Source organism: Janibacter massiliensis, from assembly GCF_900289115.1.
Classification (GTDB): domain Bacteria; phylum Actinomycetota; class Actinomycetes; order Actinomycetales; family Dermatophilaceae; genus Janibacter_A; species Janibacter_A massiliensis.
Genome location: NZ_LT985196.1, coordinates 1,336,470 through 1,354,431 on the forward strand (window position 1 = coordinate 1,336,470; position 17,962 = coordinate 1,354,431).

Below are 17,962 nucleotides of genomic sequence, written 5' to 3' on the forward strand. Positions count from 1 at the left end.
TTTTTTTTCTCATGAACACGGCGCCAACGGCGTTCCCTCTCTATTCGGCGGCGGCGTGAGAGGTGTATAAGAAAGAGACGGGGGTGATGCGGTCGGGGTCGTCGCCGATGACGTCCCGGTTCGCGGCGTACCACCGGGGCCACTCACGGACGATGTCGTCGTCGGTGGCGGAGGGGCCCAGGTGGGCGGCGACGATGTCCCACAGGCAGTCGCCGCGGTGGACGACGACCTCGCCGCCGACGCTCTCCCGCGCCGGCCCCGTGACGAGCCGGGCGTCGGCCGGGCGGCGGACGGACGAGGCCGACGGAACCCAGCCCGGCCGCTCGTTGCGGACCGCGACCTCCGAGAGGGTGGGCACCACGGCCGTCCCCGCCGTCGGTGCGGTCGGCGTGGATGCGGACGAGGAGGGTGCGCGCGTCACGGTGGGCGCGAAGGCGGGGCTCGGGACGTCGTCGTCGACCGCGGCCGCGAGCACGGGTGCGGGCGCGGCCGTCGCGGGCGAGGCGGTGGTGGCGACCCCGGAACCGACGACGCCCACCCCGACCGCGATCGCCGCGAGCCGTCGGACCGCGACCGGCGCGATGCGCCGCGCGAGCGCACCCGACACCCGGCCGGGCAGACCCGGCAGGTGCGCGGCCGCCGACACGGCCAGTGCCAGCAACAGCCACAGGCTCAGGGCCAGGGAGAGCACAGCGGCGCCGAGGACGACGACCTCGTCCACCGACGGCGGGGTCGGGCCGAGCAGCGCTCCGACCCGGGTTCGAGCGAGGCGCGCCGCGGCGACCACGAGCCCGACGAGGCCGATCGTCGTCACCGCCGAGGCCACGGCGGGGCGTGCCACGGCCCCCTGCGTCGTCCGTTCCATCGATCCCCCTTGGGTGCTTTCAGCATCGTTTGATGTCGTTGGCTGCTGTTTGAAGCAAACCATGCCGGTTCGATGCACGCAAGTGGAGGCTGTGCGTACGCTGCCGACATGCGGTGGACCCGGTTGTTCGACGACCTCGAGACCCAGTGGGCGGCGCAGGAGCGCCTCGAGCTCGATGCGGAGGTCGCGGACCGCACCAGGCGTGAGCGGGCGACCATCGCTCTCGACGAGCGACTCGTCGGTCAGGGTGAGGAGGCCGTCACCGTGCACCTGGTCGCCGGGCCGCCGGTGACCGGCCGCGTGGACGACGTCGGCGACGGATGGGTTCTCCTTGCGCCCGCCGAGCGCCTGCGCGTGCTGCTGCCCCTCGTCGCGGTCGTCGGGGTCGTCGGCCTTGCGGCCCGGCCGACCGATGCCGCCCGGGCGCGCCGGTTCGGGCTGGGCTACGCGCTGCGGGGGCTGAGCCGCGATCGAGTGCCGGTGACGATCCTCGACCGCAGCGGGGGCCGGATCGAGGGGACGATCGACGGGGTCGGCGCGGACGCCTGCGACGTGAGCGAGCACGCCCTCGACGAGGCGCGCCGGGCCGGGGCGGTCCGGGCGCGACGGGTCGTGCCCTTCGGAGCGATCGTGTCCGTCGCGGCGCGCGACTGAGGCAGGGCGTTCGAGGACCACGTGCCGTTACCGGCCGGTAGCATCTACGCCACCGTGACCCCGTGGAGTGCCCCGTGAACCTCGACGCCCTGCCCCCCGCCCTGCTCGTGCTGCTTCCCCTTGCGGTCCTCGCCGAGGCGGTCTGGGCCCGTCGCAGCCGGAGGGCTGTCTACACGCCCGCCGAGACCCTCTCGACGATCGGGGTCGCCCTGCTCAACCGCCTCGGCGGTGTCCTCACGCTCGCCCTGAAGTACGCGATCTTCGCCGGGGTGGCCGCACTCGCCCCCTGGTCGCTGCCGGTCAACGCACTGACGATCGTCACGGGCTTCCTGCTCACCGAGATCGCCTACTACTGGTACCACCGGCTCAGCCACGAGTGGGCGCCGCTGTGGGCGATCCACCACGTCCATCACTCCAGCACCGAGTACAACCTGACGACCGCGGCCAGGCTCAACCTCATGGGCGGCGTGGTCGGCGCGGTGTGGTTCGCCCCGCTGGCGCTGCTGGGCCTGGACCCCGCGATCATCGTCGTCTCCCTCGCGGCGGGCCTCTTCTACCAGTTCTTCCTGCACACCCAGGCGGTCCCGGCGCTCGGGCCGGTCGAGGGGTGGATCAACACCCCGTCGGCGCACCGGGTGCACCACGGCAGCAACCCGGTGTACCTCGACCGCAACTACGCCGCATCGCTGCTCGTCCTCGACCGGGTGTTCGGCTCGTACCAGCCCGAGGTCGAGCCGGTCCGCTACGGCGTGACGACCGGCCACTACTCGAACAACCCGCTCACTCTGGTCTTCGGCCCTCTCGCCACCCTGCTTCGCCTCGGCCGGCAGCCCCGACGCACGTAGCGGGGGCGGCCCCATGGCCGGGGTCGGGGACCCTCAGTCGGCCGGTTGCTGGGTGCGCACGAAGTCGCGCGTCTGGGCGTACATCCGGGCGATGTACGCCTCGAGCTCGGTCACTTCGACGCGCCACTGTCCGCGCCCGCCGACCTTGATCGCCGGAAGGTCCCCGCTGCGCACGAGCGCGTACGCCTGCGCCGAGGAGATGTCGAGGATCTCGGAGACCTCGGCGAGCGGGATGAAGCGCTTGGACATGGGGCCTCCTTCCGGTCGGTGCGGCAACGACCTCCAACGATGCCACGTCGGACGGGGCGGAAGGTGTCGTGGTCCACACCTGTGGATTTCGCCGCGCGGCCTCCCGCCGTATCGGGTTCGATGGGTCCGGGCCGCGAGCGGCCCGCACGACCATCGATGACAAGGGGAGTCCCACCGTGCCCGACCAGCAGCTCGTCACCCCGCGTGCCGCGCGCCTGCGCCGCCCCTCGTGGAAGGACACGAGGCTCGTCGTCGGCGTCCTCCTCGTCCTCGGCTCGATCCTCCTCGGCTCCGCCGTCGTCTCCGCGGCCGACGACCGCGTCCCGGTGTACGCCGCGGCCCGCACGCTCGTGCCGGGGGAGAAGGTGACCGAGAAGGACCTCGTGCGCGTCGACGTCCAGCTCGCCGAGGGTGGTCCGGCGTACCTGGCCGCGGACGGGACGGTTCCGGGCGGCATGGTCGCGACCCGGACGGTCGCCAAGGGCGAGCTGCTGCCGCAGTCCGCGGTCGGCTCGGTGCGCGATGCCGACGTCGAGGTCGTCTCCGTCCCGGTCGACGCGGCGAGCGCGACCGGGCTCGCGGCCGGCGATGTCGTCACCGTGTGGGCGAGCCGCGGCGCGGGAGCCGGGTCCCGCCGACCGGGCGGTGCACCGACCCGGCTCGGTGAGATGGTCGTCGACGAGGTCGTCCAGGAGCAGGGCGGCATCGTCGGCGGGGGATCGGCGGTGACACCCGTCCGCCTCGTCGTCACCGGTGACGCCGTGGAGGAGCTCGAGGCCTTCATCCACGACGACGCGACGATCACCCTCACCCTGCCGCGCAACCCCGGCGGGACGCCGTGACGACGCGGGTCCTCACCGCGCTGGACCCGGGGGTGGAGGCGCAGGTCGCGACGGCCGTCGGCGGGGTGCGCGAGGCGACGATCGCCCGGCGGTGCGTCGACCTCGCCGACCTCCTCGCCTCCGCGGAGGCCGGGCTCGGCGACGTCGCGCTCGTCTCGGCCGGCTTGCGGGGCCTTGGCCGGGACGACGTCGCCCGGCTCGCGGCGAGCGGGGCGCGCACGATCGCCCTCGTCACGGGCGAGGAGGACGAGGCCCGCGTCCGTCAGCTCGGCATCGCCGGGGTCGTGCGTGCCGACGCATCCGTCGCCGACCTGGAGGCGGCCCTCACGGCCGGCGGTGCCGAGTGGGCTGCCGAGCTCGGCCTCCTCGACGACGCCGCAGGGGCGGGCGTGCCGACGCCGCACGGCGCGCCCGTCGTCCCGCAGCAGCCACCCGCTCCGGAGCCGGTCGAGGGACGGATCACGGCCGTCTGGGGGCCGACCGGCGCCCCGGGCCGAACGACGATCGCCGTCAACCTCGCCGCGGAGCTCGCGGCGGCGGGCGCCTCGGTGATCCTCGTCGACGCGGACACCTACGGCGCGAGCATCGCCCAGGTCCTCGCGCTCCTCGACGAGGCACCGGGCGTGGCGGCCGCGGCCCGCGCCGGTGACCTCGGCACGCTCGACCTCCCCGCGCTGTCCCGACTGGCGCCCGAGGTGCTCCCGCGGCTGCGGGTCCTCACGGGCATCCCGCGACCGGACCGCTGGCCCGAGATCCGCGCCGCCTCGTTCGAGGAGGTCCTGCGCCTGTCGAAGCTGCTCGCCGAGCACGTGGTCGTCGACTGCGGCTTCTGCCTCGAGGACGACGAGGAGCTGAGCTACGACACGCGGGCGCCCCGGCGCAACGCGACCACCCTCATCACGCTCGAGTCCGCCGAGCAGGTGGTCGTCGTCGGCTCCGGTGACCCCGTCGGTCTGCAACGCCTCGTGCGCGCGAGCCAGGACCTCGGCGGGATCCCGAGCGGGCGTCCTCTCGTCGTCGTCAACCGCGTCCGTGCCAGCGCGGTCGGCGCCGACCCGCAGGCGCGGATCGTCGAGGCGCTCGGCCGCTTCGCCGGGATGGAGGACCTCCACCTCGTGCCGGAGGACCGCGAGACCCTCGACCGACTCCTCCTCCAGGGCCGGGTTCTCGCGGAGGGCGCGCCACGGTCACCCGCACGCGAGGCGATCCGGGCCCTCGCCGCCCGCGTCGCTCCGGAGCGCTTCGGCCAAGCCGAGACGCCGGCTCGTCGGCGGCGTCACCGGTGACCGCCGGGTCGGGCGTGGAACGATGACGGTCGTGAGCAACCGACTGACGCCGCTGGACACGTGGTTCCTCCGGAACGAGACGGCGACCTGCCCGATGCACGTCGGGTCGGTCATGGTGTTCGAGGCCCCGGACGACGAGCACGACCACGCCCGGCTCGTCGAGCACATCAGCGAGCGCATCGCTGGCTTCCCGCGTTACCGGCAGCGGGTCCGTGAGGTGCCCGGCGGCCTCGCCGACCCGGTGTGGATCGACGACCCCGCCTTCGACGTCACCTACCACGTGCGCCGTTCCGCCCTGCCGCAGCCGGGGTCGCTCGAGCAGCTCGAGGAGCTCGTCGCGCGGATCATGCCGCGTCTGCTCGACCGGGACCGCCCGCTGTGGGAGGTCTACCTCGTCGAGGGCCTGGCCGACGGCCGGTTCGCGATCATCACCAAGACCCACCAAGCGCTCGTCGACGGCGAGACCGCGCTCGACATCGCCCACCTCATCGTCGACGACTCGCGCCACGAGCCGCCCGCCGACACCGACCCCGCGCCGGACCCCGGCGCAGCCCGCCTCGTCCTCGACGCCCTCGTGGACACGACGCTGCACCCCTCGCGCGGGGTCGAGCTCGCCCGATCCGCCGTCTCGAGCGCGTTCGCCCCGGGCCTGCGCCTGGCCCGCGCGCTCACCCCGGCCCCGGCCGCGGGGACGCCCTCGCCGCTGCACACCACCGTCGGTCGGGCGCGCCGGTGGGCGGCCGTGCGGACCGACCTCGCCGACCACCGGCGGATCCGCGCCGGCATCGCCCGCGGGCGCGCGGTCGAGGTCGTGACCGTCAACGACGTCGTCCTCGCGGTGCTCGCCGGCGCGCTGCGGACGTGGCTGCTCGCCCGCGGCGGGTCGGTCCGCCCCGACGACCGCATCCGCGCCCTCGTCCCGGTGAGCGTCCGGGCCGACGACGGCACCAGCCCGGACGCGACGGTCCGCACCAGGCTCCAGGCGTGCTTCGTCGACCTGCCGATCGGGGAGCCGAGCCCGGCGATGCGGCTGCACCAGGTCGCCTTCGCCATGCGTCAGCAGCTCGAGGGTGGCGAGGTCGCGGCGTCCTCGCTCACGGGTGTCGCGGGCTTCGCCTCGCCGACCCTGCACTCGCTCGCGGCACGCCTGTCCGGTGCCCTCTCCCGGCGCCCGTTCGGCCTCGTCGTCGCCAACGTCCCCGGTCCGCAGCGGGTGCGGACGGCCGACGGCGCGTCGATGATCGGTACCTGCCCGGTCCTGCCGCTCCCGCCCGAGCACGCGCTCGCCGTCGGGCTCACCTCCTACGACGGGACGATCACGTACGGCCTGCACGCCGACCGGGACGCGGTGCCCGACCTCGACGTCCTCGCGCAGGCCGTGCACGACGCCATCGACGAGCTCGAGCACGCGACGCGCGGCTCGCGGCGGCGGTGACGCCGAGGCGCGGGCTCGTCCTCGGCGGCGGGGGAGTCCTCGGAGCGTCGTGGATGACCGGTGCACTCACGGCGATCGAGCGTGAGCTGCGCACCGATCTGCGCGAGTGGGACGCGGTCCTGGGCACGTCCGCCGGCGCGGTCATCGCTGGCCTGCTCGGCGCGGGCGTGCCGGTGAGCGAGGTCCGCTCGCGCGAGCTCATCGGCGCGGCGACCGGGCCCCGCCGGCTGCCTCGACCGAGCTACCTGCCGCACCTCGACATCTCCGACCACGACATCCCCTTCCTCGACACGCTCAGCCTCGACGTGCCGATCCCCGACGTCGTCGACACGGCGCACAACCCCGTCGACCCGAACGCGCTCTGGCCGCGCGGGGGCGTCGTCTCCTGGGAGCTGCTGCGCCGGGGCCCCCGGCACTGGCGGACCGTCCCGGTGAACTCCGTCGTCACGGCCGCGCTCCCGCCCGGGCGCAACCGGACCGAGCCCGTCGGCGACGTCGTGCGCGGGGACCAGCCGCGCGGCTGGCCGGCGCACCCGGGTCTCGGGCTCGTCGCCGTCGATGCCGGGACCGGCCGGCGGGTCGTCCTCGGCTGGGGGGAACCGGGCAGCCCACCCGTCCCCGACCGGCCGTTCACCGAGCCGGAGCCGCGCACCGGCATGGACCTCGCGGACGCGGTCGAGGCCTCGTGCGCCGTCCCGCTCTACTACCGGCCCAAGGAGATCGACGGGCGCCGCTACCTCGACGGCGGGGTGGCCTCCTCGACGAACCTCGACCTCCTCGCCGCCGCTGGGCTGGACGAGGTGTACGTCCTCGCGGCCCGTGTCGGCGAGGTCGTCGACCCCTCCCCGAAGCTGCCCAACCGGCTCATGCAGCGCCGGCGGACGTCGATGCGCCGCCGCTTCCTCGAGGAGGTCGCGGCGGTCGAGGCGGCGGGCACGCGGGTCGTCGTCATCTCGCCCCGCCCGGCCGACCTCGCGGTCATGGGAGTCAACGTGATGGACCCGACCAGGCGCGCGCAGACCCTGCACGTCGCCGAGCGGACGACCCTGCAGCAGCTGCGCTGAACAGCCCTCGGTGCGGGGGTGTCGTCTCTCACGCCGGGCAGGACTCGCCGCCCGCCCGGCCCGCTGCCAGACTCGGCACATGGCCACCAACGACCCGGCGTCGATCACGGACGCCCTCATCCACCCGTACCTCAACCACGCAGCGTCGATGTACGAGGAGAAGTACGCGACGCGGGAGGACATCGACAACGGCATGCGCTTCGGCTGCGGCCTGCCCGTCGGTCCGCTCGCGCTCGCCGACCGCATCGGCATCGACGTCCTGCGGGACGCGCTCGCCGAGCGCCACGCGCAGACGGGCGACCCGCTGCACGCCCCGAACCCGGTCCTCGAGCGTCTCGTCGCAGAGGGGCGGACGGGTCAGCAGGCCGGCCGCGGCTTCTACACGTACGCGGCCGCCGGCTCGGACGAGGTCGTCCCGGATGACGAGACCCCGACCGACGCGGCCGCGGGGGCGGACGTCCGCACCGTCGAGACGGTCGGCGTCGTCGGCTCGGGGACGATGGCCACGGGCATCGTCGAGGTCTTCGCCAAGGCCGGTTTCCCGGTCGTCGTCATCGCCCGCAGCCAGGAGAAGGTCGACGGCGTCCGCGCGAAGATCGAGAAGAACCTCGGCAAGGCCGTCGCGAAGGGCCGCATGGAGCAGGCCGCCGCCGACGAGACCCTCGCTCGTGTCACCGGCGCCACCGAGCGCGAGGCGCTGGCCGACGTCGACCTCGTCGTCGAGGCCATCGCCGAGCAGCTCGACCTCAAGACCGAGCTCTACCGCGACCTCGACCGGATCTGCAAGGACGGTGCGATCCTCGCGACGACCACCTCCTCGCTGCCGATCAAGGACCTCGCGGCCGTGACGCAGCGCCCGCAGGACGTCATCGGGATGCACTTCTTCAACCCCGCACCGGTGATGAAGCTCGTCGAGGTCATTCACACCGACGAGACCGGCGAGGACGTCAAGGCGACGGTCCACGACCTCTGCCGCCGGACGAAGAAGGTCGCCGTCTCCTGCGCGGACCGCTCGGGCTTCATCGTCAACGCCCTGCTCTTCCCGTACCTCAACGACGCGATCCTCCTCGTCGACTCGGGCGCGGCGACGCAGGACGAGGTCGACGAGGCGATCACCTCGACGTACGGCTACCCGATGGGGCCGTTCGCGCTGCTCGACGTCGTCGGCCTCGACGTCTCGCTCGCGATCCAGGAGGAGCTCAAGACCGAGTTCGAGTACGAGGGCTTCGAGCCCGCGCCGCGGCTGCGCGAGCTGGTCGCCGCCGGTCACCTCGGCCGGAAGACGGGCCAGGGCTTCAAGACCTACTGAGCCGCACCGACCCTCCCGCACGGGGTCCCTCGTCGCCCGCTCCGTCGGGCACGATGGGCCCCGTGCCGCGTTCCAACCGCCGTCGCCGTGACGACCGGCCCCTGCCCGTCGCCGCCCTCGAGGGGCGCATCGACACGAGCGTGACCTGGCGCGGGGCCCGCTGGGGCGTGCGGCGACTCACCGGCGCGAACGCGACCCGGCCCTACCGCTGCCCCGGCTGCGAGCACGAGATCGCCCCCGGCACCCCGCACGTGCTCGTCTGGCCCCTCGACGGGCTCGGCGGGATGGACGACCGCCGCCACTGGCACAGCCGGTGCTGGCAGTCGCGGGAGACGTGGCACCCGCGCGGTTCGCTCCGATGACACCGAAGGGCCCTGCACCACGGGAGGTGGTGCAGGGCCCCTCGGCGTGCTGTCCGGCCGTCGGCCGGGGACCGATCAGACGTTGCGGAAGGCGTTGATCTGCGTCTCGTACTTCGCGCGCTTCTCCTGGTCGGTGATGCCGAGCCCGGCCTCCGGGGCGAGCGTGAGGACGCCGACCTTGCCCTGGTGGAGGTTCTTGTGGACGTCGAGCGCGGCCTGGCCGACCTCGTCGAGCGAGTACGTCTTGCTCAGCGTCGGGTGGATGAGGCCGCGGTTGATGAGCTCGTTGGCCTCCCACGCCTCGCGGTAGTTCGCGAAGTGGCTCGAGAGGATGTCCTTGAGGTTCATCCACAGGTAGCGGTTGTCGTACTCGTGCATGTAGCCCGAGGTCGACGCGCAGGTGACGATCTTGCCGCCCTTGCGCGCGACGTACACCGAGGCGCCGAAGGTCTCGCGGCCCGGGTGCTCGAAGACGATGTCGACGTCGTGGCCGCCGGTGAGCTCACGGATCTTCTTGCCGAGGCGCTGCCACTCCTTCGGGTTCTGCTTGGTGTTGTCCTCGTTCCAGAACTTGTAGTCCTCGGCGCGGCGGTCGATGATCAGCTCGGCGCCCATCTTCCGGCAGATCTCGGCCTTCTCCGGCGAGGAGACGACGCAGATCGGCTCGGCGCCGGCGGCGAGCGCCATCTGCGTGGCGTAGGAGCCCAGGCCACCGCTGGCGCCCCAGATGAGGACGCGGTCACCGAGCTTGAGGGCGGCGCCGTTCTTGCTGATGAGCTGGCGGTAGGCCGTGGAGTTCACGAGACCGGGGCAGGCGGCCTCCTCCCACGAGAGGTGGGCCGGCTTCGGCATGAGCTGGTTCGCCTTGACGATCGCGAGCTCGGCCAGACCGCCGAAGTTCGTCTCGAAACCCCAGATCCGCTGCTGCGGGTCGAGCATCGTGTCGTCGTGGCCCTCGGCGTCCTCGAGCTCGACGGACAGGCAGTGGGCGACGACCTCGGTGCCGGCCTTCCACTTGCTCACGCCCGGGCCGACGCGCAGGACGACGCCGGCGAGGTCGGAGCCGACGACGTGGTACGGCAGGTCGTGACGCTTGGCGAACTCGCTCGTGCGCCCGTAGCGCTCGAGGAAGCCGAAGGTGGACACGGGCTCGAAGATCGACGTCCACACCGTGTTGTAGTTGATCGCCGAGGCCATGACGGCGACGAGCGCCTCGCCCGGCGCGAGCTCGGGCAGGTCGACGTCGTCGATGTGGAGGCTCTTGCGCGGGTCCTTGTCGCGCGAGGCCATCCCCTCGAACATGCCGACCTCGTCCTTGTGGACGGTCGCGCCGCGGTACGTCGTCGGGATCTCCAGGGCCTCGTAGGTCTCCTGGCTGCGGTCGCCGCTCATGATCGCGTCGCGGATCTGGTCCATGGACATCGGTGTCTGGCTCCTCGCCGTAGTGAATGGTCAGGAAGGGTCCGGGCGAGCCTAGGGTGCCCGTCGCGGAGAAACTAGTGACTGCCCACGGGCCGGGACCCGACGTGAGAGGCCGCTCACGGGTGACCTTGCTCACCGCGGCCACAGGCGGCGGCCGGGATCGTGGTGGGCCCCGGCGGCCCCGTCAGTGCGCGGCGCTGGCGGCGGGCTCGACGAGCTCCACGAGGATGCCGCGGGCGTCCTTCGGGTGGATGAAGTTGACACGGCTGTTGCTCGTGCCCCGCTTGGGGGTGTCGTACAGCAGACGCAGGCCGCGCTCGCGCAGCGTCGCACAGACGGCGTCGATGTCCTCGACGCGGTAGGCGAGCTGCTGGATCCCCTGGCCGTTGCGGTCGAGGAACTTGGCGATGGTCGACTCGGGGGACAGCGGCGCGAGCAGCTGGATGCACGAGCCGGAGTCACCGACCGCCATCATCGCCTCGCGCACGCCCTGCTCCTCGTTCGTCTCCTCGTGCAGCAGCGCCATGCCGAGCGTGTCTCGGTAGAACGCGATCGCGTCGTCGAGGTCGGGGACGGCGACACCGACGTGGTCGATGTGGGTGAAGAGGGCGTGGACGTCGTTCGGGGTCTGCGTCATGCGACCACCCTACGAGGGGTCGCCGCCGGGGGAGCGGCACGGCCGTGCGACCTCGCACGCGCATCGGTACCGTGGCGCTGCCGACACGGGACCGTCGGCGGAAACCGATCACCCAGGGGAGCAGAGCATGCCCGACGTCGAGTCCACCGGGAAGAAGGCCTTCCCGACCACGCAGATCATCGTCAACGCGTTCCTCGCCGCCTTCGGGGCGCTCATCATCTCGCTCATCGCGTTCACCGCGCTGACCGACAGGTCGGTCCCGGAGGCGTTGAAGGTCGCGCTGCAGATCGCCGCCGGGACGATCTTCGTCACCATCCTCGTCCAGACGGTGATCCACCTCATGATGGGTCGTGACTGAGGGCCGCTCGCCCCGCGAACGCCCCGGACGGGCCGCGGAGACCGTCGCTAGAGTGACGAGGACGCGTGTCGCCGGTCGTCCCGGGCCCACCGGGCGGGCGGCACCCCACCCATCGAGGTAGCTGGAGGCATCACATGTCCGACCGTCCCGTTTCCGTCATCGTCGCCGGTGCGCGTACGCCGATGGGCCGCATGAGCGGCTCGCTCAAGGGCTTCTCCGGCTCGGACCTCGGTGGCTTCGCCATCAAGGGCGCCCTGGAGAAGGCCGGCGTCAAGGGGGAGGACGTCGACTACGTCATCATGGGCCAGGTCCTCACGGCCGGCGAGGGTCAGATCCCGGCCCGCCAGGCGGCGATCAAGGGCGGCATCCCCATGAACGTCCCGGCCCTCACGGTGAACAAGGTCTGCCTGTCGGGTATCGACGCGATCGCCCTGGCCGACCAGCTCATCCGCGCCGGCGAGTACGACGTCGTCGTCGCCGGTGGCCAGGAGTCGATGACGAACGCCCCGCACCTGCTGCCCAAGAGCCGTGACGGCATCAAGTACGGCGACGCGACGCTGAAGGACTCGATGGCCTACGACGGCCTCCACGACACGATCACCGACCAGGCGATGGGCGCGCTCACCGAGCAGTGCAACGCCGGTGGCGAGCAGTTCAGCCGCGAGGAGCAGGACGCCTTCGCCGCCGGCTCGCACCAGAAGGCCGCGGCCGCGTGGGCCGAGGGCCGCATGGCCGACGAGGTCGTCCCCGTCGAGATCCCGCAGCGCAAGGGCGACCCGATCGTCTTCGCGCAGGACGAGGGCATCCGTGCCGAGACGACTGCCGAGTCGCTCGGCAAGCTCCGTCCCGCGTTCGACAAGAGCGGCACGATCACGGCCGGGTCCGCCTCCCAGATCTCCGACGGCGCCTGCGCCGTCGTCGTCATGAGCAAGGCCAAGGCGGAGGAGCTGGGCCTGACCTGGCTTGCCGAGATCGGTGCGCACGGCGTCGTCGCCGGCCCCGACAGCACCCTCCAGGCCCAGCCGGCCAACGCGATCGAGAAGGCGTGCGAGAAGGAGGGCATCACGCCCGCCGACCTCGACCTGGTCGAGATCAACGAGGCCTTCGCCGCCGTCGGCCTCGCCTCGACCAAGCAGCTCGGCCTGAGCGCGGACAAGGTCAACCCCAACGGTGGCGCGATCGCCATGGGTCACCCGCTCGGCATGTCCGGCGCGCGCGTCACCCTCACGATCGCCCACGAGCTCAAGCGCCGCGGTGGCGGCGTCGGTGCGGCCGCCCTCTGCGGCGGTGGCGGCCAGGGCGACGCGCTCATCATCCGGGTCCCGAAGGCCTGATCCTTTGGCACGTCCCGTCGACGTCCCCGCCCTGGTCGAGTCGGCCACGGCGGGGACGCCGCGTTCCGTCGCCCGTCTCGTCTCGCTCGTCGAGGACGGGAACCCGGCGCTGCCGCAGATCATGGCCGCCCTCGTGCCGCACACCGGGCGCGCCCATGTCGTCGGGCTGACGGGGGCGCCCGGCGTCGGGAAGTCGACGACGACGAACGCGCTCGTCGGTGCCCTTCGGGCGCAGGGGAAGCGGGTCGCCGTCCTCGCGGTCGACCCGAGCTCGCCCTTCTCCGGTGGCGCGCTCCTCGGCGACCGCATCCGGATGCAGGACCACACGACCGACCCGGGCGTCTTCATCCGTTCCGTCGCGAGCCGGGGGCACCTGGGGGGCCTGTCCGCCGCGACGCCCCAGGTCGTCCGCGTCCTCGACGCGGCGGGGTTCGACGTCGTCCTCGTCGAGACAGTCGGCGTCGGGCAGTCCGAGGTGGAGGTCGCTGGCGCCGCCGACACGACCCTCGTCCTCCTCGCACCCGGCATGGGCGACGGCATCCAGGCCGCGAAGGCGGGGATCCTCGAGATCGGCGACGTCTTCGTCGTCAACAAGGCCGACCGGGCCGACGCGGACGCGACCGTCCGGGACCTGCGGCACATGGTCGGGCTCGCCGACCGGCGCGCGCCGAACCTGTGGCGGCCGGTGGTGGTCAAGGCGAGCGCGGCGACCGGGGCGGGCATCGAGGAGGTCCTCGCGGCGATCGCCAAGCACCACGACTGGGCACGCTCGTCCGGCGAGCTGCGCGTCCGGCGGATCCGACGGGCCGCCGCAGAGGTCGAGGCGCTCGCGCTCACCCGGCTGCGCGCCCGCCTCGGCGACCTGCGCGCCGGGTCGGCGCTCGGCGAGGCTGCCGTCGCCGTCGTCGACGGTCGGCAGGACCCGTTCACCGCCGCCGACCGCCTGCTTGCCGCGATCCGCTGACGGACGGACCGCCCGGACGGGGCGGCGCGCGTCGTCGATCCGCGGCGTCAGTACGCCTCGGCGACCTTGATCGTGTCGTACGTCTGGCCCTCGGACAGGTGGCCCGCGCAGTTGAGCTGGCCGGACTCGCCCGGGGCGAGGACGGAGGCGGAGCAGGAGATCTCGTCGGAGAGCTTCGTCGAGCCCTCGTAGAACATGACGTCGATGTAGACCGACTCGGAGCTCGAGCCGTTGTTCGTCACCGTCATGCTCGGGATGCCCTTGCCCAGGTACTCCTCGGCCTTCAGCTGCCATCCGCTGGCGAACGAGAGGTCGCCGATGGTGAACGAGTCGCCCTCCGAGACCGTGAGCGGGTTGTTCACCCCGCCCGGCTTGTTCGCGCTCGCGGAGGACGACGAGGAGTAGGACTCGAGCCCGGAGCTCGCCGCGCTCGACGCGCCCACGATCCCCGCGCTGCAGGCGGCGAAGGTGCCGCCGCAGCACAGGAGCAGCAGGAGGAGGACGCCGAGGAGGATCCACAGCCACGTCTTGCCGCCGCCCTTCGCCGGCGGCGGGCCGCCCGCGTACCCCGTGGCGATCGGCTGCGCGGGGTACGGCTGCGCGGGGTACGGCTGGGCGGGGTATGGCGAGCCGGAGCTACCGGGGCTGGGCGGTGGCGGGTACGACATGTGGTTCCCCCTCGTGGATCGAACGCTGACGGCCCTCGGGCCGTCCGTGAGCCTATCGACCGGGGGTCGTTCCCGCGGCGGATGACGGGGCGGTGGGCCAGCGAGCCCGTGACCGATTTGTGACCATCTGCTCCGTGTGCCACCGTGGACGGCCGACCGCGCTCCGTCCCGAGGGGCGTCCGCTCCCGGAGGATCCCGTGCCCAGCCTGTACACCCGCCTCATCGGCGGACTCCTCGCGCTCACCGGCCTCGTTCTCACCCTGATGTCGTTTCCCCTCGCGGCCCATGTCGGGCCGTCCGGGCGAGCCGAGTTCGTCTCCCGGGTGGAGGGGAAGGGCCCTGTCGTGATCCGCCCCGACGTGCTCAACCGCGTCGACGCCCCCGTCACCATCGAGGCCGTGACCGAGGACGGGGCGCCGGTCTCCGTGCGCGCCGGGCGGCCCTCGCAGGCCGATGCGGTGCTCGGGACCGGGACGCTCCGGACCGTGACGGCCGTCGACCCCTCCGGGTGGTCGCTGCGCACGGGCAGCGACGGGTCGGGGTCACCGGCCACCGCCGGCCGCGCCGAGCTGTGGGACGAGGTCGCGGACGGGCGGGGCCGGGCCTCGGTCGAGCTCTCCCAGGCCGACGCCCCGCAGACGGTCGTCGTCGACCCCGGAGACCGGCCCGTGGAGCTCCGGCTCGCGTGGACGGATCACGGCTGGTGGTGGAAGGCCCTGGCCGGTGTCGTCATCGGTCTCGCCCTGCTCGCCCTCGGCCTGTTCATGATGATTCGCGGTCTGTTCCGCCGCCCGGGCCGCCGTCCCGCCGTGACGCACGACCACCGCGAGCAGCGCGGGGGGCCCGGCGCCCCCGCCGCGCCCGCCGCCCCCCCGGAGGAGCCCCGATGAGCCCCCGCCCCGCCCGCGCCCGTCGCACGCTCGCCGCGCTCGTCCTCGTGGCCACGACGGTGTCCGGCTGCGCGAGCGTCGAACGGTCCGTCGTCGGCATCCACGACGCGCCGACCGAGGAGGCCGAGGGCGCGCCGATGAGCCGGGCCGAGGCGTCCTCGACGGCACGCACGGCACTCGACGCCGCCGCGGCCGCTCCGAGGGGCAGGACGGCGGCGGACGGCCGCGAGCGGAGGGACGTCCTCACCGGCCCGGCCCTGCTCGCTGCCGACGCTGCCGCCGCCGTGCGCGCCGACGGAGCGAAGGTCGCCGCGCCCGAGAAGGTCGAGGACCCCACCGTCCTGGCGGTGTCGAGCGGGGCGCGGTGGCCGCGCGCGATCCTCGCGACGAGCCGCTCCGACCGCCGTCAAAAGCTCCACGTCCTCGTGTCCGACAGCCCGGACGCGCCGTTCCGGCTCCACTCCAGCGTGACGATGGAGCCGGGGGCGAGCGTCCCCTCGCTCGGCGCCTTCGAGGACGGTGCCGAGCTGGTCACCTCGACGGACCGGGGAGACGGATCCCCGTCGGCCGTCGGGGATCGGTTCGCGCGGGCCTGGCGATTCCCGGCGGCGTCGAAGGGTGCGCGCGGGGTGTCGACGGCCGATGCCTTCTCGACTGCGCGGCGGCAGAACGCCGAGCGGATCGCCCGGAAGAACAAGGGCCTGGCGACGTACGAGCAGACCCATCGGTCCCTGCCCGGCACGGCGATCGGCTTCCGCCTCGCCGACGGCGGGGTTCTGGGGATCACCTCCCTCGAGCGCATCGACCGGTTCTCGCTGAATGCCAAGGCACGCGGGTTCGTCCTGCCGTCCGACCTGCGCGCGCTGCTCGAGACGAGCGTCGTCAAGGAGGGGTTCCGGACCCGGACGATCGAGACCATCGCCTTCACGACCCGCGGCACGCCCACGCTCGTCGGGGCGTCGGAGCAGCTGCGCTCGGCGAGCGCGTCCTGACGGGCCGCTGCGCTGCTGCCCGTCGCGGCTGCGCCTGAGAGGATGAGGGCATGAGCGACCAGCCCGCCTCCCGTCCGGCCCTCCGGGGTGCTGTCGACCTCTCCGCCGTGTCGGCGCGGACCGCGCCCGGAGGGGCCACCCCGGCCTCGTCGTCGACGGTGCCCGAGGGCCTCGTCATCGAGGTCACGGACGCGACCTTCCAGCAGGTCGTCAACCGGTCGGTGCAGGTGCCGGTCGTCGTCGTCCTCCACACGGGGCCGACCGACGCGGCCTCGACCCAGCTGGTGGCGACCGTCACCGACGTCGCGGTGCGCCTCGACGGGCGGGTGCTCGTGGCGACCGCGGACGCCAGCGCCAACCCTGCCCTCGGTCAGGCGCTCGGGGCCCAGCAGCTGCCCGTCGCCCTGGGCATCCTCCAGGGCCAGCCGGTGCCGCTCTTCGCCGGTCCGACCCCCGTCGAGCAGGTGCAGGCCTACCTGGACCAGCTCCTGCAGCTCGCCGTCCAGCACGGCATCACCGGGCGGGTCGACCTGGGGCCCGTGCCGGACGCCGGTGCGGACGAGCTGCCCCCGCTGCACCAGGCGGCCTACGAGGCCATCGAGCGCGGCGACCTGCAGGCGGCCCGTGCGGCCTACGAGCAGGCGCTCGCCGAGAACCCGAAGGACGCGGACGCCGAGCTGGGCCTGGCGCAGATCGGGCTGCTCGCCCGGACGGAGGGCATCGACGCGACCGCCGTGCGCCAGGCGGCCGCGGCGGACCCGACCGACGTCGACGCCGCGCTCGCGGTGGCCGACCTCGACGTCCTCGGAGGGCACGTGTCCGACGCCTTCACCCGGCTCGTCGACCTCGTCAGGGCGACCCAGGGTGACGAGCGGGCGCGGGTGCGGGCGCACCTGCTCGAGCTGTTCGCGGTCGTCGGCAACCACGACGAGCGGGTCCGGCGCGGGCGCACCGCCCTCATGAGCGCCCTGTTCTGACCGCCCCCGACGCCCCGCCCGAGATCTCGCCGAGATCTCGGGTCGCGGGCGGCACGTGGTGATGTGATCTTCATCTACCCCGCAGATCCCCGGATTACCGGGGATCGGCGCCGTTCGTCACGGGACAGGACGACCCTGAGCGACCCTTCCTCCCACGTGCGGTTTGCATCCGCGTTACGGATCTGTGACCGTTCCTCCTCGTGCCACGGCCCCGGCGGGTCGATCCGGACGAGGGGCGATCCCTGACCCGGGTGGGCACCGTCCTGTCCCCGTCGAAGGCCACGTCTTGCTCTCCAGCTTCTCGAAGTCCTCCCGTCCCGCCCGCTCCGTCTCCTCCGTTTTCGCCTCGGCGGGCCTCGTCCTCGCCGGGACGAGCGCCCTCGGTACCGCCGAGGTCGCCCAGGCGCCGAAGGCCCACGCGGCCACCGGTGTCGCGCAGTGGCGCGTCGACGGAGCGACCAAGCTCGCCAAGTCCCGTATCGGCCGCACCCCGTACCGCTACGGCGGGACGAGCCTCTACACCGGCGCGGACTGCTCGGGCTTCACCAAGCGCGTCTACAGCAAGAAGGGCGTCTACCTGCCGCGGACGGCCGGGGCGCAGAAGAGCTACGCACGCCCCATCTCCGCGCGGTGGCGCAAGCCCGGCGACCTCGTCTTCTTCCAGTCGGGCGGGTACGTCTACCACCTCGGCATCTACGTCGGGTCCGGCTACATCGTCGACGCGCCGTCGTCCGGGCGCTACGTGAGCAAGCGGAAGATCTGGACGCGCAACGTCTCGTACGGGACCCTCCGCAAGGTCGGCTGACCCG

At 73.2% G+C, this 17,962-nt stretch carries 20 protein-coding genes; 15 read left to right on the forward strand and 5 right to left on the reverse strand.

What is annotated here, in order from left to right; genetic code table 11:
• Window positions 1-40 precede the first annotated feature (40 nt).
• Complete coding sequence (locus DAA34_RS06470; RefSeq protein ID WP_106818116.1) at window positions 41-865, reverse strand: LysM peptidoglycan-binding domain-containing protein; 825 nt, start codon at window positions 863-865, stop codon at window positions 41-43.
• 108 nt (window positions 866-973) lie between these two features.
• Here DAA34_RS06470 and DAA34_RS06475 point away from each other — a divergent pair, with 108 nt between their 5' ends.
• Window positions 974-1,519 carry a hypothetical protein gene (locus DAA34_RS06475; protein WP_106818117.1) on the forward strand — a complete coding sequence of 182 codons (546 nt, stop codon included), beginning with the start codon at window positions 974-976 and terminating at the stop codon, window positions 1,517-1,519.
• A gap of 74 nt (window positions 1,520-1,593) precedes the next feature.
• The gene (locus tag DAA34_RS06480) at window positions 1,594-2,364 is read left to right on the forward strand and encodes a sterol desaturase family protein (protein ID WP_158707648.1); all 771 of its coding nucleotides are present in this window, start codon (window positions 1,594-1,596) and stop codon (window positions 2,362-2,364) included.
• Between the two features lie 33 nt (window positions 2,365-2,397).
• On the opposite strand, the gene DAA34_RS06485 is transcribed toward DAA34_RS06480, so the two are convergent.
• Window positions 2,398-2,613, reverse strand: coding sequence for a helix-turn-helix domain-containing protein (locus tag DAA34_RS06485; RefSeq protein ID WP_106818119.1), 216 nt, complete (start codon window positions 2,611-2,613; stop codon window positions 2,398-2,400).
• Window positions 2,614-2,789: 176 nt separating this feature from the next.
• Here DAA34_RS06485 and DAA34_RS06490 point away from each other — a divergent pair, with 176 nt between their 5' ends.
• The 6 genes from DAA34_RS06490 to DAA34_RS06515 all read left to right on the forward strand — a co-directional run bounded on the left by DAA34_RS06490 (window position 2,790) and on the right by DAA34_RS06515 (window position 8,911).
• Window positions 2,790-3,455, forward strand: coding sequence for an SAF domain-containing protein (locus DAA34_RS06490; RefSeq protein WP_158707649.1), 666 nt, complete (start codon window positions 2,790-2,792; stop codon window positions 3,453-3,455).
• A complete protein-coding gene (locus DAA34_RS06495) occupies window positions 3,452-4,741 on the forward strand; it encodes an AAA family ATPase (protein WP_106818121.1) in 1,290 nt (429 codons plus the stop codon). The genes DAA34_RS06490 and DAA34_RS06495 overlap by 4 nt, the downstream gene beginning before the upstream one ends.
• A gap of 31 nt (window positions 4,742-4,772) precedes the next feature.
• A complete protein-coding gene (locus DAA34_RS06500) occupies window positions 4,773-6,176 on the forward strand; it encodes a wax ester/triacylglycerol synthase family O-acyltransferase (RefSeq protein ID WP_106818122.1) in 1,404 nt (467 codons plus the stop codon).
• Complete coding sequence (locus tag DAA34_RS06505) at window positions 6,173-7,240, forward strand: patatin-like phospholipase family protein (RefSeq protein WP_106818123.1); 1,068 nt, start codon at window positions 6,173-6,175, stop codon at window positions 7,238-7,240. The genes DAA34_RS06500 and DAA34_RS06505 overlap by 4 nt, the downstream gene beginning before the upstream one ends.
• A gap of 79 nt (window positions 7,241-7,319) precedes the next feature.
• A complete protein-coding gene (locus DAA34_RS06510; RefSeq protein ID WP_106818124.1) occupies window positions 7,320-8,549 on the forward strand; it encodes a 3-hydroxyacyl-CoA dehydrogenase NAD-binding domain-containing protein in 1,230 nt (409 codons plus the stop codon).
• Between the two features lie 53 nt (window positions 8,550-8,602).
• Window positions 8,603-8,911 carry a hypothetical protein gene (locus DAA34_RS06515; RefSeq protein ID WP_234354142.1) on the forward strand — a complete coding sequence of 103 codons (309 nt, stop codon included), beginning with the start codon at window positions 8,603-8,605 and terminating at the stop codon, window positions 8,909-8,911.
• 75 nt (window positions 8,912-8,986) lie between these two features.
• Here the strand turns inward: DAA34_RS06515 and ccrA are convergent, their stop codons facing one another.
• Window positions 8,987-10,327 carry a crotonyl-CoA carboxylase/reductase gene (gene ccrA, locus DAA34_RS06520; protein ID WP_199847482.1) on the reverse strand — a complete coding sequence of 447 codons (1,341 nt, stop codon included), beginning with the start codon at window positions 10,325-10,327 and terminating at the stop codon, window positions 8,987-8,989.
• A 190-nt stretch (window positions 10,328-10,517) separates the two neighbouring features.
• Window positions 10,518-10,970, reverse strand: coding sequence for a methylmalonyl-CoA epimerase (gene mce / locus DAA34_RS06525; protein ID WP_106818127.1), 453 nt, complete (start codon window positions 10,968-10,970; stop codon window positions 10,518-10,520).
• A 127-nt stretch (window positions 10,971-11,097) separates the two neighbouring features.
• Here mce and DAA34_RS06530 point away from each other — a divergent pair, with 127 nt between their 5' ends.
• The 3 genes from DAA34_RS06530 (at window position 11,098) to meaB (ending at window position 13,626) form a co-directional block, all read left to right on the forward strand.
• Entirely contained in the window at window positions 11,098-11,328 is a 231-nt protein-coding gene (locus tag DAA34_RS06530) for a hypothetical protein (protein ID WP_106818128.1), read from the forward strand.
• A gap of 134 nt (window positions 11,329-11,462) precedes the next feature.
• On the forward strand, window positions 11,463-12,662 hold the full coding sequence (locus DAA34_RS06535; RefSeq protein ID WP_106818129.1) for an acetyl-CoA C-acetyltransferase: 1,200 nt from the start codon (window positions 11,463-11,465) through the stop codon (window positions 12,660-12,662).
• A gap of 4 nt (window positions 12,663-12,666) precedes the next feature.
• Complete coding sequence (meaB, locus tag DAA34_RS06540) at window positions 12,667-13,626, forward strand: methylmalonyl Co-A mutase-associated GTPase MeaB (RefSeq protein ID WP_106818130.1); 960 nt, start codon at window positions 12,667-12,669, stop codon at window positions 13,624-13,626.
• Window positions 13,627-13,673: 47 nt separating this feature from the next.
• On the opposite strand, the gene DAA34_RS06545 is transcribed toward meaB, so the two are convergent.
• Window positions 13,674-14,294: a hypothetical protein gene (locus tag DAA34_RS06545; protein WP_106818131.1), complete on the reverse strand. Its 621-nt coding sequence runs from the start codon at window positions 14,292-14,294 to the stop codon at window positions 13,674-13,676.
• Window positions 14,295-14,491: 197 nt separating this feature from the next.
• On the opposite strand from DAA34_RS06545, the gene DAA34_RS06550 reads away from it, so the two are divergent.
• The 4 genes from DAA34_RS06550 (at window position 14,492) to DAA34_RS06565 (ending at window position 17,958) form a co-directional block, all read left to right on the forward strand.
• Complete coding sequence (locus DAA34_RS06550) at window positions 14,492-15,184, forward strand: hypothetical protein (protein ID WP_106818132.1); 693 nt, start codon at window positions 14,492-14,494, stop codon at window positions 15,182-15,184.
• Window positions 15,181-16,176, forward strand: coding sequence for a hypothetical protein (locus tag DAA34_RS06555; protein WP_106818133.1), 996 nt, complete (start codon window positions 15,181-15,183; stop codon window positions 16,174-16,176). Before DAA34_RS06550 ends, DAA34_RS06555 begins: the two co-directional genes overlap by 4 nt.
• Before the next feature lie 50 nt (window positions 16,177-16,226).
• On the forward strand, window positions 16,227-17,153 hold the full coding sequence (locus tag DAA34_RS06560; protein WP_106818134.1) for a tetratricopeptide repeat protein: 927 nt from the start codon (window positions 16,227-16,229) through the stop codon (window positions 17,151-17,153).
• Between the two features lie 286 nt (window positions 17,154-17,439).
• Window positions 17,440-17,958 carry a C40 family peptidase gene (locus DAA34_RS06565; RefSeq protein ID WP_106818135.1) on the forward strand — a complete coding sequence of 173 codons (519 nt, stop codon included), beginning with the start codon at window positions 17,440-17,442 and terminating at the stop codon, window positions 17,956-17,958.
• The last annotated feature ends 4 nt before the right edge of the window (window positions 17,959-17,962 follow it).